Genomic DNA, 18,906 nt, shown 5'->3' with positions numbered 1-18,906 from the left:
GGATACGGAGTATCGGTGACGGTGCAGACGGTCGGAATGCGGACGGTCGGAATGCGGAGGGGTCGAAGTGCGGAGTGGTCGGGATGCGCACGTGAGTTCCTATGTGGTGATCGGTGGTTCGGGATGTACCGGCCGCCACGTCGTGCGAAGACTGCTGGATCGAGACTTCACCGCCCGCGTGCATCTCCTCGTGCCGCCGTCGGGTGAGGCGCGCGCGGACGCGATGGCCCGGCGGATGGACGCGCACGATCGCCTGAAGGTGCACGCCGGGGTCCTCGGCGCAGTCGAGGACGTCGATCACGTGATCCACTTCCTCGCTGCGCACGATCCGAACGCCGACTATCCGAGCGCCGACGATGCGTTCGCTACCGACGTCGACACCGCGACCACCGCCGTCGACATTTCTCGACGATTCGACGCCACCCTGCACCATGTCTCGTCCATCGCGGTCGCGGGCGACGCCGCCGGGACGTTCACGGAGAACGATCTCGACGTCGGACAGGGATTCCCCACATCGGATCACCGCGCCGCGTTCGAGGCCGAGAAGCTCGTTCGTGCGGCCTCCGACCTGAGAGTCCGCGTCTACCGCCCCTCGGTGGTGGTGGGTGATTCGATCACCGGCGAGACCGACAGAATTCACGGCCCCTACCACCTCTTTCGCGTCGTTGCGGCCCTCGCGGCGCTGCCGTCGTTCACGCCGCTCGCCCTGCCCGACGTGGGTGCGACCAACCTCGTCCCGGTCGACTACGTCGCCGACGCACTGGTCGCGCTCGTTCACGCCCCGAGGTTCGACGGACGCACGTTTCATCTGGTCCATCCACGACCGCAGCCGTGGGCACATGTCTATTCGGCCCTCGCCGACGCGGCCGGAGCGCCGCCTGCTCGTCTTCCCGTTCCCGGCGCACTTCTCTCGCCGCTCCTGCGGACCGGCGCCCGACCGGTCGCCGCGGCACGTGCGGCGGTGTCGGCTCGATACGAGATCCCCCGAGGAGCCCTCGAGCACGTGACGCATCGCGCGCGGTTCGGATCCACCCGCACCCGAGAGGCGTTGCGCATCATCGGCTTCGAGCGAACGGTCCCCGACGTCTCCGCGTACGCGGGCGTGCTGTGGTCCTACTGGCGTACCGATCTCGATCCGTACCGCGCACGCCGAGACGACCCGGCCGGACCGCTGGTGGGCCGACACGTACTGGTCACCGGCGGATCGTCCGGGATCGGAAGGGCCGCGGTGTCGGCGATCGCACGGAAGGGCGCGCGCGTCGTCGTCGTGGCACGCGACCGGGCCAAGCTCGATTCCGTGGTGGCCGAGGTGCGCGCCGCGGGCGGCGACGTGCACGGGTACGCGTGCGATCTGACCGACGACGACGCGGTCGCGGACACCGTCGCGGCGATCCTGCGCGATCACGACCACATCGACATGCTCGTCAACAACGCCGGTCGATCCATTCGCCGTTCCCTGACGCTGTCGACGGACCGGTTGCACGACTTCGAACGCACGATGGCCGTGAACTACTTCGGCGCGCTGCGGCTGATTCTGGCGTTGCTGCCGCAGATGCGAGAACGACGGTTCGGGCACGTCGTCAACATCAGCAGCGCGTCCGTGCAGAGTCACGTTCCACGCTTCTCCGCCTACGTGGCCAGCAAGGCCGCCCTCGATGCGTTCACCTCGGTGGCCGCCGCCGAAACACTCGCGGACGGCGTCACGTTCACGACCATCCACATGCCGCTGGTGGACACCCCCATGATCGCACCCAGCGGCAAGGCGAACGTCAACAAGGTGGAAACGGTGGAGAAGGCCGCCGCGATGGTGGTGCGCGCCCTGATCGAGAAGCCGAAACGCATCGACGTCCCCACCGGCACGTTCGCCGAGTGGGGCGCGCTCGTCCTTCCGCGCTCGGCCGACCGCGTCATGGCGTCGTACTACCGCGCCTACCCGGACTCGCCCGCGGCCAAGGGCGTCGCCGACACCAGCACCTGGTCGTCGGGTCCGCGGGCCCCGAAGCAGAACCGCCGCAACCCTCGGCTGCCGAGAGTCGTTCGCCGACTGGGGCGGTGGGTGCCGGGCGCATTCTGGTGATCGGTCAGGGCACGCGAGAGGTCGCGGCGGTGTCGGCGGCGCGCGCGTCGTCCACCAGCCGGTGAATGCGGAGCGCGACCTCCTCCAGTTGATCGACGATGTCCCGCCGAAGCCGGTCCACGGCATCCGGTGACATCGGCCCACGCTCACCGGAACCGCGATCCAGAGACACCAGCAGCTCGATGTTCGTGCGGAGCGCGGTCAAGGGCGACAGCAGTTCGCGACCGGCGTCGACGATCAGCTGGTTCTGCGACTGCCGTGATCGTCGCAGAGCGTCGAGCATGTCGTTGAAGCGGGCCGCCAGGTGCGCCAGTTCGTCATCGCCCGCGACCTCCACCGGGCTCAGGTCTCCGGTGTCGGACACCCGTCGGGTCGCGCGGGTCAGGCGCCCGACGGGGCGTAGCCCGGTCCCGGCCACCGCGTATCCGGCACCGGCGGCCAGCACCACCAGTGCGGCTCCCACCACCGTGAAGATCGCCACCAGGCCTCCGAGAACGCCGTCCAGAGACTTGTACGACTCCCCCACCAGGAGGGTTGCCCCGCTGGGCGCCTTCACCGCCACGACGGCGAAACCGTGCAGATCCGTCTCGAGCCGGTCGAGGTCGCCGCGCACGACGGAGGCGATCTCGGGCTCGAAGTCGCCGTCGTCCGACGCGAACGGGGCATAGGTTCCCGTGGCGGTGTACATCTGTCCGGCACTGCTCACCAGGACGACCCGAAGGTAACTCGCTTCTCCGGGGCCCGCCGCGAACCCGCCGAAGACCGCGGGGGTTCCACCGGACACCTCGCCGGCCACGAGGTCGTCCGCGTCGCGTGCCACGCGGTCGGCGAGCTGTGTGCGCAACGCATCCGCCGTCACGACGTAGATGACGATCGAGCACACTGCCACCGCGAGAGCCGCGACACTCACGGTCAGAACCTGGATGCGCGTCCGCAACGACACCGCCGTCGTGCCTCGTCGCGATCCCATAACCGACGAGTATTGCGCCGGGGGCTGAGAAAGAACTGAGTTCGGCCCGGACCGGTGCGATCGTCGTCAGGACCGGGGTGATCGGGATCCACGCCGGAGTCGGCCGAGAGCCTCGGCCCACACTCCGCCGAACCTCATCGTCATGTACCCCAGGGGCACCAGGGTTCCGGTCCACTTCGCGACGCTGAGCGTGTTCGACAGGTACACCCGACCGGTGGTGATCGCATGAACGTCCGCGAGCATTCTCAGATCGACGAGGTTCTCGACGAGGTCGGCCCCGGCCGCGACGGCAGGAGCGGCGAGAAGGGCACGACGCACCGGGGGCGCCAACGGCACGAGCTCCGCGAGCCGAACCGCGCCGAGTCGCAGCGCCGTCGCGTAGAGCACCGGATGGTGGAAGTTCGCGTGGTAGCCGTTGCGCAGTTCACGGCGTGCCCTGGCGTCGAGGCCCTCGATCACGCGTCGATATGCCCGTGCGGACGGGGAGATCTGCAGAGCGAGGTAGGCCGCGCCGCCCGTACCGGTGACGCGTACCAGGCTCGCCTCCGAAACCGCGTACATCGCTGCCGCGGCGGCCAGACGACCGTCGAGCCGGGTCGGACGCAGGGGCACCTGCAGGTGCCGGGACGGAACGGACCGGGGGTTCGCGGGAGTCGCGGCCACCGACGTTGCGGTCACGGAAGTCATGGTGGGCAAGATAGCGATCCGCGAGACGGTTTCGAGGCCCGACCGCAGGATCCGTCGCGACTCTGGTCGCGGTCACAGAACGCAGTCGTCAGGCGTCGGACGCGGTCCCGAGCAGGAACGGCAACGCGGCGTCCTCGAACGCCGAGTAGCGATCTCGATGGACGCTGTGCCCACTGTCGACGGCGACCACCCGAGCATCGGCCAGGGCGCCCATCATGGCTTCGAGCCGAGTCCGGTCGACCATGCCCGTGGCGCCCCCGACGATCACCAGGACGCGAGCCTCGATGTGCGCCAACGCCTCCCACCACTGCGGATTCGGCGTGCGGAACTCGGTCAGCGCACCGGTCGTCATGGACCGATCGAACGCCAGAGCGGCCCGCGGATTCCGGACGATGCTCGTCATCGCGTGCAGCAACTCCACCGGCGACGGAAGTTTGGCCGAGATGGTCGGCGCGGCGTCACCGGGCCGGATGGGGACCGGAGCCTCCTCGATCACCAGACGCCGCACCGTGGAGGGCCGACGCTGCGCCACCAGGGTGGCGGCATGACCGCCGAGGGAATGGCCCACCAGGTCGACGGTGTCCACGCCCAGCCGGTCGATGAGCGCCTCGAGGTCGGTACCGAAATTCGCGAACAGGTAGCTCGCGGCGTGGGGGCTGCGACCGTGGCCGCGTAGATCCGGAATCACCACCCGACGGCCCCGCCGACGCAACGCCGACGCGAACCGATACCACGTCGAACCGTCTCCCCCCATGCCGTGGACCAGGATCACCGGCACGTCCGCATCGACTCCACGGCCCGAGCGCGGGCCGGTGTCGCGGTAGGCGATGACGGCGTCGTCGGCGGTGGTGAGTCGTTCGTCGATCATGGTCACGAGATCCGAGGGTAGCGGGACGGCAGCACCCGCTCACTCGTACAACAGCATCACTCGAACGACAGCATCACTCGTACAACAGCGGCACGCTGTCGCCCGTGTTCTTGCCCAGATGAATTCCGCGGGTCAGCGCCGACGAGCCGAACTTGCGCTGCACTCCGTCCAGTGCGGAGTCCAGAGCGGTCCGATCGATCTCGGGGTGCTGTTGCTCGTCGGTGTCGCGCACGTCGAGCGGCAACTCGAGCTGGTGTGCCGCCTCGGCGTCGAGATTGGACACCGCGACTCCCACCAGCGTCAATCCCTGCATCGTGATCGTCGACATCGAGGCGGCGAGCAGACCACGCGCGGCAGTGAGGACGAGGTGAGTGTCGGCCGTCGGGCGCGGGAGGGTCGTGGACCGGGTGGCCCGGGTGAAATCGTCGAAACGCAGTCGCAGGGTGATGGTCCGACCGGCTTTCCCACCCTTGCGCATCCGGTAGGTGACCCGGTCCACGAGCGCGGTCAGGGCGATGTCGATGTCCTCGGGGCTCTTGTGCGACCGACCGAGCGCGTGCTGCGCCCCGACCGAGCGGCGGGCGGTTCCCGTGCGCACCCGTCGGGCGTCGACACCCTGCGACAGCGCGTGCAGATGCGAGCCCGCGGCGGAGCCGAGGATGGATTCGAGAGCGCCCTCGCGGTGGGCGGCGAGCTCTCCGATCGTCCGGATGCCCTGGGCGTGCAGCTTCTGCGCGGTCACCTTCCCCACGCCCCACATCCGTTCGACCGGCAGCGGGTGCAGGAACTCGAGTTCGCGGTCCGGGGGTACTTCGAGCAGACCGTCGGGCTTGGCCACCGCGCTGGCGATCTTGGCGAGGAACTTGGTGCGGGCGATGCCGACGGTGATGGGCAACCCCACGTCCTCGGCAACCGTGCGCCGGAGGTCGATCGCGATGTCGCGCGGCGTTCCGGACAGGCGGGCGAGACCGGTGACGTCCAGGAACGCCTCGTCGATGGAGATGCCCTCGACGAGCGGGGTGATGTTCTCGAACACCGCGAAGACGTCCTTGCTGGCCTGCGAGTACGCGGCCATGCGCGGTGGCACGACGACGGCCTGCGGACACAGAGCCCGCGCCTGACGCCCGCCCATGGCGGTCTTGACTCCGTAGGCCTTCGCCTCGTAGCTCGCGGCGAGCACCACGCCGCCACCGACGATGACCGGCCGGCCACGCAACGACGGATCGTCACGCTGCTCCACGGAGGAGTAGAACGAGTCGAGGTCGGCATGCAGAACGGTTGCGGCACCGGCATTCTCGCGTGCACGAGCGGCCATCTCACCGTTCATTCGTAGATCCCTTCCACGTACCAGCGGCCTCCGTCGTGGAGTATCAGCAGCGCGCGAGCGTCCTCGAGCAGCACCTGTGCGCGAGCGATCGACCGAGCCGACGACAGCGCCGCGAGATCCCACCATCGCTCGTCCACCGGCCACGGCCCGGCCCATCCGGACAACTCCCAACTCCGGGTACCCCAGCTCACCCGAGCCGGAACCCCGTCGAATGCGCCGCGGTCGGTCACCTGCACCGGCCGGCCGACCGGATCCGTCACGGTGATCTCGGGCCGGGTGGTCATCAGCGCCGAGGGCGACGGTTCCGGAAGGCGTCCCGGCCACGGCATCGACGGATCGGAGTCCGGTACCGGCTCGTCCCCCCACGGCACCATCGTCACCCGCTCTCCCGGCCCGCGCCCGCCGCTGAGCACTCCCATCCGCACCGCGTCACCGCCGAGAAGTCCCTGTACCCGCACCAGTGCTCGACGGGCGCGATCTCCCTCGTCGCCGACGCCTCCCCACAGGCCCAGTTGCAGGGCACCGGCGGACACCACTTCCACCGGTTCGAGCCGCAGGACCACGATGCCCGCGGTGGGCTTGGCCTCGCTGCGCCCGGTGAGCCAGCCGTCGAGTTGCCAGCGCACCCGATCCGCGGTGCCCTCCGGGGTCAGCGGCTCGGCGCAGCGCCAGGTCCGGGACAGGTGCTCCCCGTTACCGGTACTGGCCTGGACCAACAGTCGCGTACACGCGACACCGGCGGCGGACAGTGCCACGTGCAGCCGTTCGGCCAGCGCGCGACCGGCGAAGGCCGCGGCATCGACACGATCGATCGGCGGATCGCACTCGTACTCCACGTCCAGATCGGGAGGCAGGGTCCGGGCCGAGGGCGGGCGCTCCGGCTCTCCTCGGGCACTGCGGTGGGCGGCCACCGCGTCGACCCCGAATCGAGAAGCGACGTCCACGGGCGACAGGGCCCCGAAATCGCCGATGGTGCGCAGTCCCAGCCGGACCAGCAGGTCGACCAGATCCACCCGGTCCGGCGCGGCGAGGGAGGGCTCCGCAGACAGTTCGGACACCGGCAGCGGGGCCAGGAACTGAGCGCCGCCGCCGCGTGGCACCACCGCGCCGTGCCGCGCGGCGATCACCGCGGTGGACACCTCGTCCGCGACACCGATCTGGCATTCCACACCACCACCCGAACCGGCCAGGACGACAGCAGCGACGGTGTCCACCAGCCGCTCGGCGGCGGCTTCCTCCGAGCCGAAGTAGCGTGCCGCGCCGCGTGCGGACAGCACGAGCAGGCCGGGTCGGAGCACCTCGATCCCCGGAACCACCTCGTCGACGGCCGCGGCCACGGGTTCGAACAACCGGGCGTCTCGGTCCGTGTCCGCGCGCGCCACATACAGTTCCGGACACCGGGCCTGGGACTCGCGGCGGCGCGCGCCGCGACGCACACCGTACGTGCGCGCGGTGGCCGAGCAGGCGACGACGCGGTTCGCGGAGACCACCGCGACCGGCGACGATGCCGGGACGTCGGCCGCGGCGGCAGCCGCCACCGCGGGCCAGTCCGGGCACCACACCGCCAGCACCCGACTGCGGTCGGCCGATGCGGAACCGGGCGACCGCGACGGCAGACAACTGTTCGAACGCATGTCATGATTAGAACATGCGTTCGAATACATCGACAGCGTCGTCCGCGTCCCGACTGGACGAACTGCGGACGCGAATCGCCGCTCTCCAGTCTCCGGTGGGCGCGTCGGCGCGGGCCGATCTGCACGAGGACGACGTCCTCACCGTTCCCGGCGGACTCGGTCGGTTGCTGCCCGCCGGTGGCATCGCGAAGGGCAGCGTGGTGCTCTGCTCGGGTAATTCGCTGATGAACGGTCTGCTCGCCGCCGTCACCGGCTCCGGGAAGTTCGCAGCCGTGGTCGGCTGTCGCCGGCTCGGCCTGCTGTCGATGGCGGAGATGGGGGCGGATCTGTCCCGGTTGGCGCACATCCCCGAGCCCGGCGACGAGGGACTGTCCGCACTGGCCGTGCTGTTGGACGGCCTGGATCTGGTGGTGATCGACCTGGCCGGCGCCTCGGTTCCTCCCAGCCGATCACGCGCTCTCGTGGCCAGAGCACGCAGCCATCGCTCCGTCATCGTGGTCACCGGGGGGACGTGGACGGATTCCGATCTGGTGCTCGAAGCTCGACCGGCGGCCTATCACGGCATCGGTCGAGGACACGGACGGTTGAGGTCGATCCACCTGGACGTTCACGTGTCCGGCAAAGGCATGCGACCTCGCTCGAGCCGCATCGTGCTCGCAGGCGACGACCCCGCTCACACGGCCTGGACGATCGAGACGGCGTCCACCGAACGCGTCGGATAACCTCGGCACCGTGACCGACCGACAGCATTCCGAAGGACCAGGGACCGGCTCGCGGCGGTCGCGGCCCGCAATCGGGCCGGACTACCTGCTGGCCGGGCGCTACCGTCTCGATTCCAAGCTCGGTGGCGGCGGCATGGGCGCGGTCTGGTTGGCCAACGACACCCTCCTCACCCGCAAGGTGGCGGTGAAACAGGCGACGTCGACCGTCGACCTCTCCCCCGACGCAGCCCGTGAGGTGCGTGAGCGTGCGATGCGCGAGGGTCGGATGGCCGCGCAGCTGAACAATCCGCATGCCATCGCGATGCACGACGTCGCGCTCGACAGCGGCGAACCGTGGCTCATCATGGAGTACCTGCCGGCACGCAGCCTGGCGTCGGCCCTCAACATCACCGAAACGCTGCCGCCGGAGCAGGTCATCCAGATCGGCGCCCAGATCGCCGACGCACTGAGCGCCGCGCACGCCGCGGGCATCGTGCACCGCGACATCAAGCCGGGCAACATCCTGGTGGCGGACCGCGGCGGCGCACTCGGCATGGTCAAGATCAGTGACTTCGGCATCTCTCGGGCCAAGACGGACACCCACGAGGAGAACAGCGCCGTCATCACCGGCACCCCGGCGTACTTCGCCCCCGAGGTCGCCCGCGGAGCCGATCCCACCGAGGCGAGCGACGTCTTCTCGCTGGGCGCCACGCTGTACACCGCGACCGAGGGGCAACCGCCGTTCGGAATCGACGCGGACTCCATCGCGCTTCTCCACCGTGTGGCGAGCGGACGCATCGTGCCACCCCGACGCAGCGCGGCCATGACCGCCACTCTGCTGCACATGCTCGAACCCGACCCCGCGCGCCGACCGACCATGGAGCAGATTCGCGAACGGTTCGTTCGGCTCGCCGTGGGAAAGAACGGCAGCCCGACGTCGGTGCTCAATGCCCCCCTGCGTGGACCCGACGGACAGGTCCCGCACTGGGCTCGCCGCGGCTCCCGGACCACGACCACATCGCGCCGCGCCGAACGCATCCACGGCAGCACGATGACCGGGCTTCCCGCGGCCTCGACCGACGTTCCCCTCGACCGGGTGCGCAGCCCCTCCGTCCCCGTCGGTTCGGGCGTGCCCGACTCGACGACCCCCGACACCGCGATCCCGACGAACCACACCCCGACGAACCGGCCCACGGCCCCGACGTACGCGCCGCCCCCGTTCGAGGTCTCACCACCGAAGAAGGCCGGCCCACCGGTCGGCACTCCGATCTACATCGGACTCGCGGTGATCGTCGCGCTCGTGATCCTCCTCGTCCTGGTACTCTGACCGCCGGCGATCCGTCAGCGGTGCAGGGACATTCGGGCCACCAACCCTCGATGATCGGAACCGACGACGTCGATCACGTCCACCGCGGTGAACTCCGCGCCGCGGGCCAGGACGTGGTCGATACCGACCACGGGCGGATACCACTTGTCGGTCGGGTAGGTCGGAAGAATGCCGGCTCCCACCGCATCGGCAGCATCGGCGAACCGATCGGTCACCCGTCGAAAACGCGCGTGCGTGTGGGTCGAATTGAAGTCACCCGAGACCACGACCGCACCGGAACGACCCTCGGCCGCGTCGGTGGTCGCCTCCGTCAGCAGCGTCAACTCCCGCCCCCAGTCCCGCGAGTTCGGGTAGGGCGGAATGGGGTGCACCCCGAACACCCGCACCGGTTCTGCTCCCCCGACATCGACGTCGGCGACCACGTTGGCCAGCAGGAACCCGTCGAGCTCGCGGCCCTCGCTCAGGGGAAAGCGGCTGTAGATGCCGGCCCCGGCGCCGCCGACGTACGGGGCGGTGAACCGATACGGGAGATACTCCGCGACCCCGGCGGCGTCCAAGGCCGCGACGGCGTCGTCGGTGAGTTCCTGCACCGTCATCACGTCGATCTCACGCTCTCGCACGACGTCGATCAGCGCGTCCGGGTCAGCACGTCCGAGCATCAGGTTGGCCTGCAGGACCGTCAGCGACGGGCCGTCCGCACGGGCTGCCGCAGCCGGCACGTACAGCGGGACGACGGGGAGCGAGCCCACCACGATCACCACCACGGACAGCAGCACCGGTAGCCACCTGCGGGTCAGCGCGAACGCCGCGGCGCCGATCACCGTGCCCAGCAACAGGAACGGCGCGAACGACGCGATCGCCACGAGGGCCGTGTCGGCGACGTCGATTCTGCTCGTGGCGACGGCCACCGCACCCGACGCGAGACCAGCGCACCCGACACCGACCGCGACGGTACGCCGCACCGTCACTCGATACGCCGGTTGTGCGCCCATCGGGTGAGGGCATTGCGATTGGACTGCTGGGTCTTGCGCAACACGTTCGACGCGTGGGTCTCCACCGTCTTGATCGAGATGACCAGAGACTCCGCGATCTCGCGATAGGTGTAGCCGCGGGCCAGCAACCGCAGCACCTCGAGTTCACGCGGGGTCAACGAGTCGAGCTCGGGATCGAGAGGTGGCTCGGCAACCGCCGATCGGCCCGTGAAGGAGTCGAGCACGAAGCCCGCGAGCCGAGGCCCGAAGACCGCATCGCCACCCGCGACCCGGCGCACCGCGTCCGCGAGCTCGGAGCCGGAGATCGTCTTGGTGACGTACCCACGTGCACCCGCACGAATGACGGCGATGACGTCCTCCGCGGCATCGGACACGCTCAGCGCCAGGCACACCGGACCGGCCGCGATGGCTCGCAGCACGGCCACACCGCCGCCGTCGGGCATGTGGACGTCGAGGAGCACCACGTCGGGCCGCGTCGCGTCGATTCCACGAACCGAGTCCGCCACGGTGCCGGCCTCCCCGACCACCTCGATGTCGCTCTCCCGAGCGAGTTCGGCCCGGACCCCGGACCGGAAGACTCCGTGATCGTCGACCAGGAACACCCGATAGGTGCGGCCGTGTCCTGCGGTCGGATCGCTCACGCGGAGTGGTCCTCCTTCTCTCTCCGGTCGGTGCCGGCGTCGGGTTCGGTGCCGGGTTCGGTGCCGGGTTCGGAATCGTCCGCTCGGGCCCGGGGAAGCCGGAGTCGGACTTCCGTTCCCCTCCCCGGAGACGATCGCACCTCCACCTCACCACCCCGACGCTCGATCCGCGCGCGGACACTCTTGGCCAGTCCCTGCCGATCGTCCGCCACCTCGTCGACGTCGAACCCGCACCCTCGGTCGCGCACGAACACCTCGACGGAGTCGGCGGACGCTTCCGCGAACAGGTCCACGGTCGAGACGCCCGAATGCTTCGCGGCGTTCACCAACGCCTCCCGGGTCGCCCCCAGCAGTGCGGTGGCGGCCTCGCGACTCAACCCGGACGTCCGAGGCGACTCGTCCAGGGCCACGTCCCCCACCGTCACGGGGTCGACGGTCACGCCGTAATGGTCCTCGACCTCGCCCGCGATGGTGGCCAGTGCGCGCGTCAACGATGCGTGATCGGCGTCGCCGCCGCCGAACAGCCATCGCCGCAGTTCCCTTTCCTGGCTTCGGGCCAGGCGGGCGACGGCGGCGGAATCGGTGGACTGCTTCTGGATCAGGGCGAGAGTCTGCAGCACCGAATCGTGCAGATGCGAGGCGATGTCCTCGCGCTCCTCGTTGCGCACTCGGGCGGCACGCTCGTCACCGAGAGCTCGCCACAGCCGCATCCACAACGGAACGGTCAGCAACACGGCGCCGATCACGGTCACCACGACGGCCAGGAGGGAGGACTGCAGCGCCCGCATGTCGACGCGCGACAACACCACCACGAACAACCCGATCACCACGAGCGTCACGCCGGCGACGATGCGCGCCCAGCCCAGTACCGTCGCCCGGCCGGCGGGCCTGCTGGTGAGGCGAGCGCCCGACGCACCGAGACCGGACTCGGCCGAATCGACCCCGGCCGTGTCGAACTCGCGCCACACCAGCGTCGCACCGATCGCCACGACGACCAGCGGAACGATCACCGAGGAGGGACTGCCCGTCAGTCCCCATCCCAGCGCGATGGCGGCGCCGACGCCGATCGCGGCCAGACCGATGGCCCGACGGCGCTCGGTTCCCTCGGCCTTGCGGACGTCCGACCCCGCCGGGGTGAAGATCCACAGAAGCCCGTAGGCCGCGATACCCGCTCCGGCCATGGCGGAGAGAATCGCGAAGACGAGCCGCACGCGGAAGACCTCGACCTGGAGATGGTCCGCGATGCCGCCGGCCACTCCGCCGACGATCCGACCGCCGGACCGACGATGCAGAACCGGGGTCGGGAAAGCGGGCGCCGCCTTCTCGGACGGAACCGACACGGAGGCGGGCAGGGTGGACACCGCTCGATCCTGACACGGACGACGCCCGCGCGGTATCGGGGTTCACCCCCATCTTGCCGACACCGGCCGGCTGCCCGGACACCGCGAAGATCAGGGTCCAGCCCTGATGTGTCCCCGGCCGGGCACGAGCAGAGTGGGCGCCATGAGCACAACCAACGCCACCGTCCAGCTCTCCGACATCTGGCGCACCCGTCCACTCCGGCTCCCCGACCAGGGTCCCGGAGCGGGCGTCGCGGCCGGTATCGGCTTCCGCTACGGCGTCGATCCGGTCCTCGTCCGCGTCGCCTTCGTGGTGTCCACCGTCTTCGGCGGCGCCGGACTCCTGCTGTACCTGTTGGGCTGGTTCGCGTTCACCCGCGTCGGCGATCAGGTCTCCCCCGCCGAGTCGATGATGGGCCATGGTCAGAGCTCACTGTCCAGCACAGGCCGCACCTGGCTGCTGATCGCTCTGCTCGTCGCGGTGGCCGGCTCCGGTCCCGTCGGATTGGGTACGGGGGGTTCGGGTCTCGTGTCGATGGGGCTCATGCTCGCCGGGTGGTACCTACTGCACCGTCGCACTCCGGAGCCGCCGACGATCGCCGCCGGCCCCGCCACCACCACGCTCGCATCGGTACCGCCCGCCTGGAGCCCGTACACGACCCTGCCCGAGCGGTACACACCGGACACACCCACCGTCGATCTGACGAAGAGCAGTTCCCAGCACGCGCCGGAACCGGCGCGGCCGCCCGCATGGGACCCGCTCGGGGTCGCCCCGTTCGCGTGGGACCTGCCCTCGCCGCCGTCGCCCGCACCGGTCCCACCACCGGCGTCGCCGCGGAACTCCAGTCGGTTGACGACCACCGTCATCGGACTCGCGATCATCGCCGCCGCCGTGGCGGCGATGATCGGCCACAAGACGGGCAGTTCGTTCTTCGATCCCACCCGCATCGCGGCGATCGCTCTCGCGGTGGTGGGCGTGGGTCTGCTGATCGGCGCCTTTCTCCGCCGCGGCTACGGACTGCTGGTGGTCGCCGCGCCGCTTGCCGGATTCGTCGTCGTGAGCTCGCCGATCATCGTCTCCGATCCACCCTCGAGCTCGTTCGGCAACGTCGAGGCCGCTCCGACCGTGCTCACGGAACGGGTAACGCCCTACAGCGCCGACCTGGGCAACATCGACCTCGATCTGCGGGGGCTGGAACTCGACGACGATCGGTGGATCACCCTGGATCTGTTCGCGGGCAACGTCGACATCACTCTGCCCCCGGATCTGGACGTGATCGCACACTGCACCGCCGACCTCGGAAACGTGACGTGCCCCAACGAGGGTGGCGTCGACGGCGGGTCCGACGGCATGAACGGCGGCCCCGTACTCACCATCGACGCTCGCACATCACTCGGAAACGTGGAGGTTTCTCGTGGCTGACCGATCCGATCGCGCCCGCGGCTTTCCCTCGATCCCCCTGCTGCTCGCCGGCCTCGCCGCGTCGGGACTGTCGGCCCTCGCGCTGCTGGGCGTCGACCTCACCGCACTGTTGAGCGGCGACGGAGCGGGATGGTTCCTGATGATCCCGGCCATCGTCGTCGGCGTCCTGCTCTTGCTGATCCCGGGGCGCTCGCGCCGCCGCCGCACCGATTGACGGTGCGGCCGCGGCTCATTCCCACTCGATGGTGCCCGGGGGCTTGCTCGTGACGTCCAGGACGACACGATTGACCTCGGGCACCTCGTTCGTGACCCGGGTCGAAATGCGTTCCAGGACGTCGTAGGGCAGACGTGTCCAGTCCGCCGTCATGGCGTCCTCGCTGGAGACGGGACGCAGCACGATCGGGTGCCCGTAGGTACGCCCGTCACCTTGGACGCCGACGCTGCGCACATCGGCCAGCAGCACCACCGGACACTGCCAGATCTGCGCGTCGAGCCCGGCCATCGTGAGTTCCTCTCGGACGATGGAGTCCGCGTGGCGCAGGGTGCGGAGGCGTTCACCGTCGACCGCGCCGATGATGCGGATCGCCAGACCGGGACCGGGGAACGGCTGGCGCCCCACGATGTCCTCGGGGAGACCGAGTTCGCGGCCCACCGCACGCACCTCGTCCTTGAACAGAAGCCGGAGCGGCTCGACGAGAGCGAACTGCAGATCGTCCGGGAGTCCGCCGACGTTGTGGTGACTCTTGATGTTGGCCGTGCCGCTGCCGCCACCGGACTCCACCACGTCCGGGTACAGCGTGCCCTGGACCAGGAATTCGACCGTGTTGCCCTCGGCAGCCGTCTCGCCCAGCACCTCGGACACCGCACCTTCGAAGGAGCGGATGAACTCGCGCCCGATGATCTTGCGCTTGGTCTCCGGATCGGTCACGCCGTCGAGTTCGCGGAGGAACGTCTCCGTGGCCTCGACGGTGACCAGCCGAGCACCGGTCGCCGCGACGAAGTCCTGCTGGACCTGCTCCCGCTCCCCGGCGCGCAGCAGACCGTGATCGACGAACACGCACGTCAATCGATCGCCGATGGCGCGCTGCACCAATGCGGCCGCCACGGCGGAGTCCACTCCACCCGACAGTCCGCAGATGGCCTGGCCGTCACCGACCTGCTCGCGGATTCGGTCGACGAGAGCGTCGGCGATGTTCGCGGCCGTCCAGGTGGGGGCGATCCCGGCGATGTCGTGAAGGAAGCGCGAGAGGATGTGCTGGCCGTGCGGAGAGTGCAGTACCTCCGGGTGGTACTGGACACCGGCCAGGCGTCGGGCGCGGTTCTCGAATGCGGCGACGGGAGCCCCGGCACTGGACGCGACGACCTCGAATCCCTCGGGGGCCTCGGTGACGGCGTCACCGTGACTCATCCACACCGGCTGGGTCGCCGGAAGTCCGTCGTGCAGCGAGCCGCCGGAGACCGACAGTTCCGTGCGTCCGTATTCGCGAGTCCCGGTGTGACTGACGGTCCCGCCCAGCGCGCCCGCCATGGCCTGGAAGCCGTAGCAGATACCGAACACGGGAACGTCGAGATCGAACAGTGCCGGATCGAGCGCCGGGGCACCGTCCGAGTACACGCTCGACGGACCGCCGGACAGGACGATCGCGGCGGGGCGCCGTTCCGCCATCTCCGACACGGTCATCGTGTGGGGTACGACCTCGGAGAACACCCGCGCCTCGCGCACCCGACGGGCGATCAGCTGGGCGTACTGGGCGCCGAAGTCGACCACCAGTACGGGATTCTGCTGGGTCGGATCGGGCAGCGAGGAGTCGGTCACGCGCACAGTCTAATGACGCCGACCGAGGCGAATCCCCGGGTGGTCGCGGGCCGTCGTCTCACGCGGGAGCGGACGGCGCCAACGACCTTCCCGACGACGTGATGTCCACGATCGGCAACACGAGTGCACCGGGAGCATGGGCAGGAACCACCGGGCTGCGCGGCGCGATGGGCTCGAGCCGCACGTAGTCCTCCCCCTGCGCCGGACGCCGGTCCAGCTCCCCCTTGTTGGGCCACAGCGACGCGGCCCGCTCGGCCTGGGCGCTGATGGTCAACGACGGGTTCACCCCGAGGTTCGCCGAGACGGACGACCCGTCGACGATGCTCAGCGTCGGGTACCCGTGCACTCGCTGGTACGGGTCGATCACTCCGTGCTCGGGGTCGGAGGAGATCACGCAGCCACCGAGGAAGTGTGCGGTGAGGGGGACGTTGAAGACCTCGCCCCAGGTACCTCCCGCGATGCCGTCGATCTTCTTCGCGATCCGCCGGGTCGCCTCGTTGCCCGCCGGAATCCACGTCGGGTTCGGCTGCCCGTGCCCTTGCTTCGAGGTGACGCGGCGGCCGAACGGACCCCGCTTGGTGTACGTGGTGATCGAGTTGTCGAGGTTCTGCATGACGAGCGCGATGATGGTTCGCTCGCTCCACCTGCTCGTGTTGAGCATGCGCAGGAACTTCGCCGGGTTCTTCACCACCAGCGCCAGGAACTTCAGCCACCGCGGCATCCGGCCGCCGCCGTCGGTCATGAGCGTCTGCAGCAGCCCCATGGCGTTGGATCCCTTGCCGTAGCGGCAGGGCTCGATGTGTGTGTCCGCCGTCGGATGGAACGACGACGTGATCGCGACACCGCGCGTGAGGTCCATCGACGGATCGACCTTCAGGCGACCCGCGCCGACGATCGATTCGGAGTTGGTACGCGTGAGCTCGCCCAACTTCGGCGACAGCCGTGGCAGCGATCCGGTGTCCTTGAGCTTGTGCAGCAGCTGCTGAGTGCCCCAGGTTCCGGCCGCCAACACCACGTTCGACGCCCGGAACGTCTTGCGTCCCTTGCCGATCCAGGCACCGGTGCGCTCGGTCGCGACCTCCCAGCTGCCGTCGGCCCGCGGGGTCAGATCGGTGACCGTGGTCATGGGCACGATCTCGACGCCCGCGCGCTCGGCGAGGCCGAGGTAGTTCTTGAGCAGCGTGTTCTTGGCGCCGTGTCGGCACCCCGTCATGCACTCACCGCACTCGATGCAGCCGGTCCGATCCGGTCCGACGCCACCGAAGTACGGGTCCTTCACCGTCTCACCCGGCTCGGCTCCGAAGAACACCCCGACCGGGGTCTGGATGAACGTGTCCCCCACACCCATGTCCTCGGCGACGGACTTCATCACGTCGTCCGCAGGCGTCATGTGCGGGTTCTGCACCACCCCGAGCATCTTCTGCGCCTGCTCGTAGAACGGGGTGAGCTCGCTGTGCCAGTCGGTGATGTGCTTCCACTGCTTGTCCTCGAAGAACGACAGCGGCGGCTGGTACAGCGTGTTCGCGTAGTTCAGCGAACCGCCGCCGACGCCCGATCCCGCCAGGATCAGGCAGTCGCGCAGGAGGTGGACGCGCTGGATTCCGAAGCATCCGAGCTTGGGCGCCCAGAGGAACTTCTTGAGGTCCCAGCTGGTCTTGGCGAACTCGGCGTCCTCGAATCGGCGACCCGCTTCGAGGACTCCGACGCGGTACCCCTTCTCCACGAGGCGCAGCGCGGTGACACTGCCACCGAACCCGGACCCCACGACGAGGACGTCCCAATCGAGTCCGTCCCCGTTCACCCGCTTGCCGCTCATGCACGCCTCCGCTCGTAAAGCACACCGTCGATTGTGACTGCGACCACCAGATTACCGTACGTGTAACAAGCAGTGACAGGAAAACGACGGGTGCCCTACCGACGGAGACTCACGTTCTCAGCCGCGGATGTTGAGGCCCACCTTCTGGAACTCCTTGAGGTCCGAGTATCCGGCCTTGGCCATGGAGCGTCGCAGACCACCGACCAGATCCAACGAACCGAAGGGATCGTTCGACGGGCCGGTCAGCACGCGGTCGAGGCTCGGCCGCTCGCCGAACGAGACGGGAAGCAGCGCGCCGCGCGGCATGGACGGATGCGCCGCGGCCGACGGCCAGTACCACCCGCGCCCGGGCGCCTCCGCCGCGAGCGCCAACGGCGCACCCAACACCACGGCGTCGGCGCCGCACGCGATCGCCTTCGCGAGGTGACCCGACGTCGTGATGTCGCCGTCCGCCAGAACGTGCACGTAACGGCCGCCGGTCTCGTCGAGGTAGTCCCGACGCGCGGCCGCGGCGTCGGCGATGGCCGTCGCCATCGGAACCCCGATACCGAGAACCTCGCCGGTGGTGGTCGCACCCTCGGTGGAGCCGTAGCCCACGATCACGCCCGCTGCTCCGGTGCGCATCAGGTGCAGCGCCGTCCGGTGATCGCTCACGCCGCCGGCCACCACGGGCACGTCGAGCTCGGCGATGAACGTCTTGAGGTTCAGCGGCTCCGCGCCGGCGACCGCCACGTGCTCGGCGCTGATGATGGTGCCCTGGACCACGAGCAGATCGACACCGGCGGCCACGAGCGCCGGGGTCAACGACCGCGCACTCTGCGGACTCACCCGCACCGCCACGGTGACTCCGGCGTCACGCACCTGCGCGACGGCGGCGGCGAGCAGATCCGGTTGCATCGGTGCCGCGTGCAGCTTCTGCAGGAACTCCACCGGGGCGTCGGCATCGACGTCGGACTCGGCGATGTGCACCAACTGCTCGATCTTCGACCCGACATCCGCGTGCCGGGCCCACAGGCCCAGGCCGTTGATCACGCCGAGGCCGCCCCGTTTACCCAGCTCGATGGCGAACGACGGTGACACCAGGGCATCCGTGGGATGCGCGAGGATCGGGACGTCGAACCGGTACGCGTCGAGCTGCCATGCCGTCGACACCTCCTTCGACGAGCGAGTGCGTCGGGACGGGACGATGTCGACGTCCGCGAGTTCGTAGGTTCGACGGGCCGTTCGGCCCATGCCAATTTCCACCAGGTCGCGCACGCGCGTCCTCTCTTTCGGTTCGTGTGACGG

16 protein-coding genes are annotated in these 18,906 nt (G+C 69.5%); 5 read left to right on the top strand and 11 right to left on the bottom strand.

What is annotated here, in order from left to right; translation table 11 throughout:
* Positions 1–91: 91 nt before the first annotated feature.
* A complete protein-coding gene (locus ACY466_RS08950; protein WP_463251764.1) occupies positions 92–2,077 on the top strand; it encodes an SDR family oxidoreductase in 1,986 nt (661 codons plus the stop codon).
* Between the two features lie 4 nt (positions 2,078–2,081).
* On the opposite strand, the gene ACY466_RS08945 is transcribed toward ACY466_RS08950, so the two are convergent.
* The 5 genes from ACY466_RS08945 to ACY466_RS08925 form a co-directional block, all read right to left on the bottom strand.
* Entirely contained in the window at positions 2,082–3,047 is a 966-nt protein-coding gene (locus ACY466_RS08945) for a HAMP domain-containing protein (RefSeq protein ID WP_463251762.1), read from the bottom strand.
* A 66-nt stretch (positions 3,048–3,113) separates the two neighbouring features.
* Entirely contained in the window at positions 3,114–3,734 is a 621-nt protein-coding gene (locus ACY466_RS08940) for a hypothetical protein (protein ID WP_463251760.1), read from the bottom strand.
* Between the two features lie 88 nt (positions 3,735–3,822).
* Positions 3,823–4,602 (bottom strand): alpha/beta fold hydrolase, encoded by a 780-nt coding sequence (locus tag ACY466_RS08935; RefSeq protein WP_463252195.1) that lies wholly within the window; start codon positions 4,600–4,602, stop codon positions 3,823–3,825.
* Between the two features lie 73 nt (positions 4,603–4,675).
* Complete coding sequence (gene dinB, locus ACY466_RS08930; protein WP_463251758.1) at positions 4,676–5,917, bottom strand: DNA polymerase IV; 1,242 nt, start codon at positions 5,915–5,917, stop codon at positions 4,676–4,678.
* Positions 5,918–5,925: 8 nt separating this feature from the next.
* Positions 5,926–7,563 carry a DNA polymerase Y family protein gene (locus ACY466_RS08925; RefSeq protein ID WP_463251756.1) on the bottom strand — a complete coding sequence of 546 codons (1,638 nt, stop codon included), beginning with the start codon at positions 7,561–7,563 and terminating at the stop codon, positions 5,926–5,928.
* Positions 7,564–7,577: 14 nt separating this feature from the next.
* On the opposite strand from ACY466_RS08925, the gene ACY466_RS08920 reads away from it, so the two are divergent.
* Together ACY466_RS08920 and ACY466_RS08915 are read left to right on the top strand one after the other, a co-directional pair.
* Positions 7,578–8,285 (top strand): hypothetical protein, encoded by a 708-nt coding sequence (locus tag ACY466_RS08920; RefSeq protein WP_463251754.1) that lies wholly within the window; start codon positions 7,578–7,580, stop codon positions 8,283–8,285.
* Positions 8,286–8,295: 10 nt separating this feature from the next.
* Positions 8,296–9,591 (top strand): serine/threonine-protein kinase, encoded by a 1,296-nt coding sequence (locus tag ACY466_RS08915; RefSeq protein WP_463251753.1) that lies wholly within the window; start codon positions 8,296–8,298, stop codon positions 9,589–9,591.
* A gap of 14 nt (positions 9,592–9,605) precedes the next feature.
* Here the strand turns inward: ACY466_RS08915 and ACY466_RS08910 are convergent, their stop codons facing one another.
* Genes ACY466_RS08910 through ACY466_RS08900 form a run of 3 tightly spaced genes read right to left on the bottom strand, consistent with a single transcriptional unit; the run spans position 9,606 to position 12,576 of the window.
* A complete protein-coding gene (locus ACY466_RS08910) occupies positions 9,606–10,583 on the bottom strand; it encodes an endonuclease/exonuclease/phosphatase family protein (protein ID WP_463251751.1) in 978 nt (325 codons plus the stop codon).
* Positions 10,556–11,224 (bottom strand): response regulator, encoded by a 669-nt coding sequence (locus tag ACY466_RS08905; RefSeq protein ID WP_463251749.1) that lies wholly within the window; start codon positions 11,222–11,224, stop codon positions 10,556–10,558. Before ACY466_RS08905 ends, ACY466_RS08910 begins: the two co-directional genes overlap by 28 nt.
* Positions 11,221–12,576: an ATP-binding protein gene (locus ACY466_RS08900; protein ID WP_463252194.1), complete on the bottom strand. Its 1,356-nt coding sequence runs from the start codon at positions 12,574–12,576 to the stop codon at positions 11,221–11,223. The genes ACY466_RS08905 and ACY466_RS08900 overlap by 4 nt, the downstream gene beginning before the upstream one ends.
* Positions 12,577–12,727: 151 nt before the next feature.
* On the opposite strand from ACY466_RS08900, the gene ACY466_RS08895 reads away from it, so the two are divergent.
* Together ACY466_RS08895 and ACY466_RS08890 are read left to right on the top strand one after the other, a co-directional pair.
* Positions 12,728–13,987, top strand: a complete 1,260-nt coding sequence (locus ACY466_RS08895; RefSeq protein WP_463251748.1) for a PspC domain-containing protein — start codon at positions 12,728–12,730, stop codon at positions 13,985–13,987.
* Positions 13,980–14,201, top strand: coding sequence for a hypothetical protein (locus ACY466_RS08890; protein WP_463251746.1), 222 nt, complete (start codon positions 13,980–13,982; stop codon positions 14,199–14,201). The genes ACY466_RS08895 and ACY466_RS08890 overlap by 8 nt, the downstream gene beginning before the upstream one ends.
* 15 nt (positions 14,202–14,216) lie before the next feature.
* Here the strand turns inward: ACY466_RS08890 and guaA are convergent, their stop codons facing one another.
* The 3 genes from guaA to ACY466_RS08875 form a co-directional block, all read right to left on the bottom strand.
* The gene (guaA, locus tag ACY466_RS08885; protein WP_463252193.1) at positions 14,217–15,788 is read right to left on the bottom strand and encodes a glutamine-hydrolyzing GMP synthase; all 1,572 of its coding nucleotides are present in this window, start codon (positions 15,786–15,788) and stop codon (positions 14,217–14,219) included.
* Positions 15,789–15,861: 73 nt separating this feature from the next.
* A complete protein-coding gene (locus ACY466_RS08880; RefSeq protein ID WP_463251744.1) occupies positions 15,862–17,619 on the bottom strand; it encodes an FAD-dependent oxidoreductase in 1,758 nt (585 codons plus the stop codon).
* Positions 17,620–17,736: 117 nt separating this feature from the next.
* Positions 17,737–18,876, bottom strand: a complete 1,140-nt coding sequence (locus ACY466_RS08875; RefSeq protein WP_463251742.1) for a GuaB3 family IMP dehydrogenase-related protein — start codon at positions 18,874–18,876, stop codon at positions 17,737–17,739.
* Positions 18,877–18,906 lie beyond the last annotated feature (30 nt).

Source organism: Rhodococcus sp. K11/5 (assembly GCF_055193735.1).
Note: the sequence above shows the minus strand (reverse complement) of the source record. Positions and strands in the feature narration are given on the sequence as shown.

Excerpts from the sequence above, each read along its gene's own strand:
- ACY466_RS08925 (WP_463251756.1), bottom strand. The coding sequence starts at position 7,563 with ATGCGTTCGAACAGTTGTCTGCCGTCGCGGTCGCCCGGTTCCGCATCG.
- ACY466_RS08895 (WP_463251748.1), top strand. The coding sequence starts at position 12,728 with ATGAGCACAACCAACGCCACCGTCCAGCTCTCCGACATCTGGCGCACC.
- dinB (WP_463251758.1), bottom strand. The coding sequence starts at position 5,917 with ATGGCCGCTCGTGCACGCGAGAATGCCGGTGCCGCAACCGTTCTGCAT.
- ACY466_RS08920 (WP_463251754.1), top strand. The coding sequence starts at position 7,578 with ATGCGTTCGAATACATCGACAGCGTCGTCCGCGTCCCGACTGGACGAA.
- ACY466_RS08945 (WP_463251762.1), bottom strand. The coding sequence starts at position 3,047 with ATGGGATCGCGACGAGGCACGACGGCGGTGTCGTTGCGGACGCGCATC.
- ACY466_RS08880 (WP_463251744.1), bottom strand. The coding sequence starts at position 17,619 with ATGAGCGGCAAGCGGGTGAACGGGGACGGACTCGATTGGGACGTCCTC.
- ACY466_RS08910 (WP_463251751.1), bottom strand. The coding sequence starts at position 10,583 with ATGGGCGCACAACCGGCGTATCGAGTGACGGTGCGGCGTACCGTCGCG.
- ACY466_RS08935 (WP_463252195.1), bottom strand. The coding sequence starts at position 4,602 with ATGATCGACGAACGACTCACCACCGCCGACGACGCCGTCATCGCCTAC.
- ACY466_RS08940 (WP_463251760.1), bottom strand. The coding sequence starts at position 3,734 with ATGACTTCCGTGACCGCAACGTCGGTGGCCGCGACTCCCGCGAACCCC.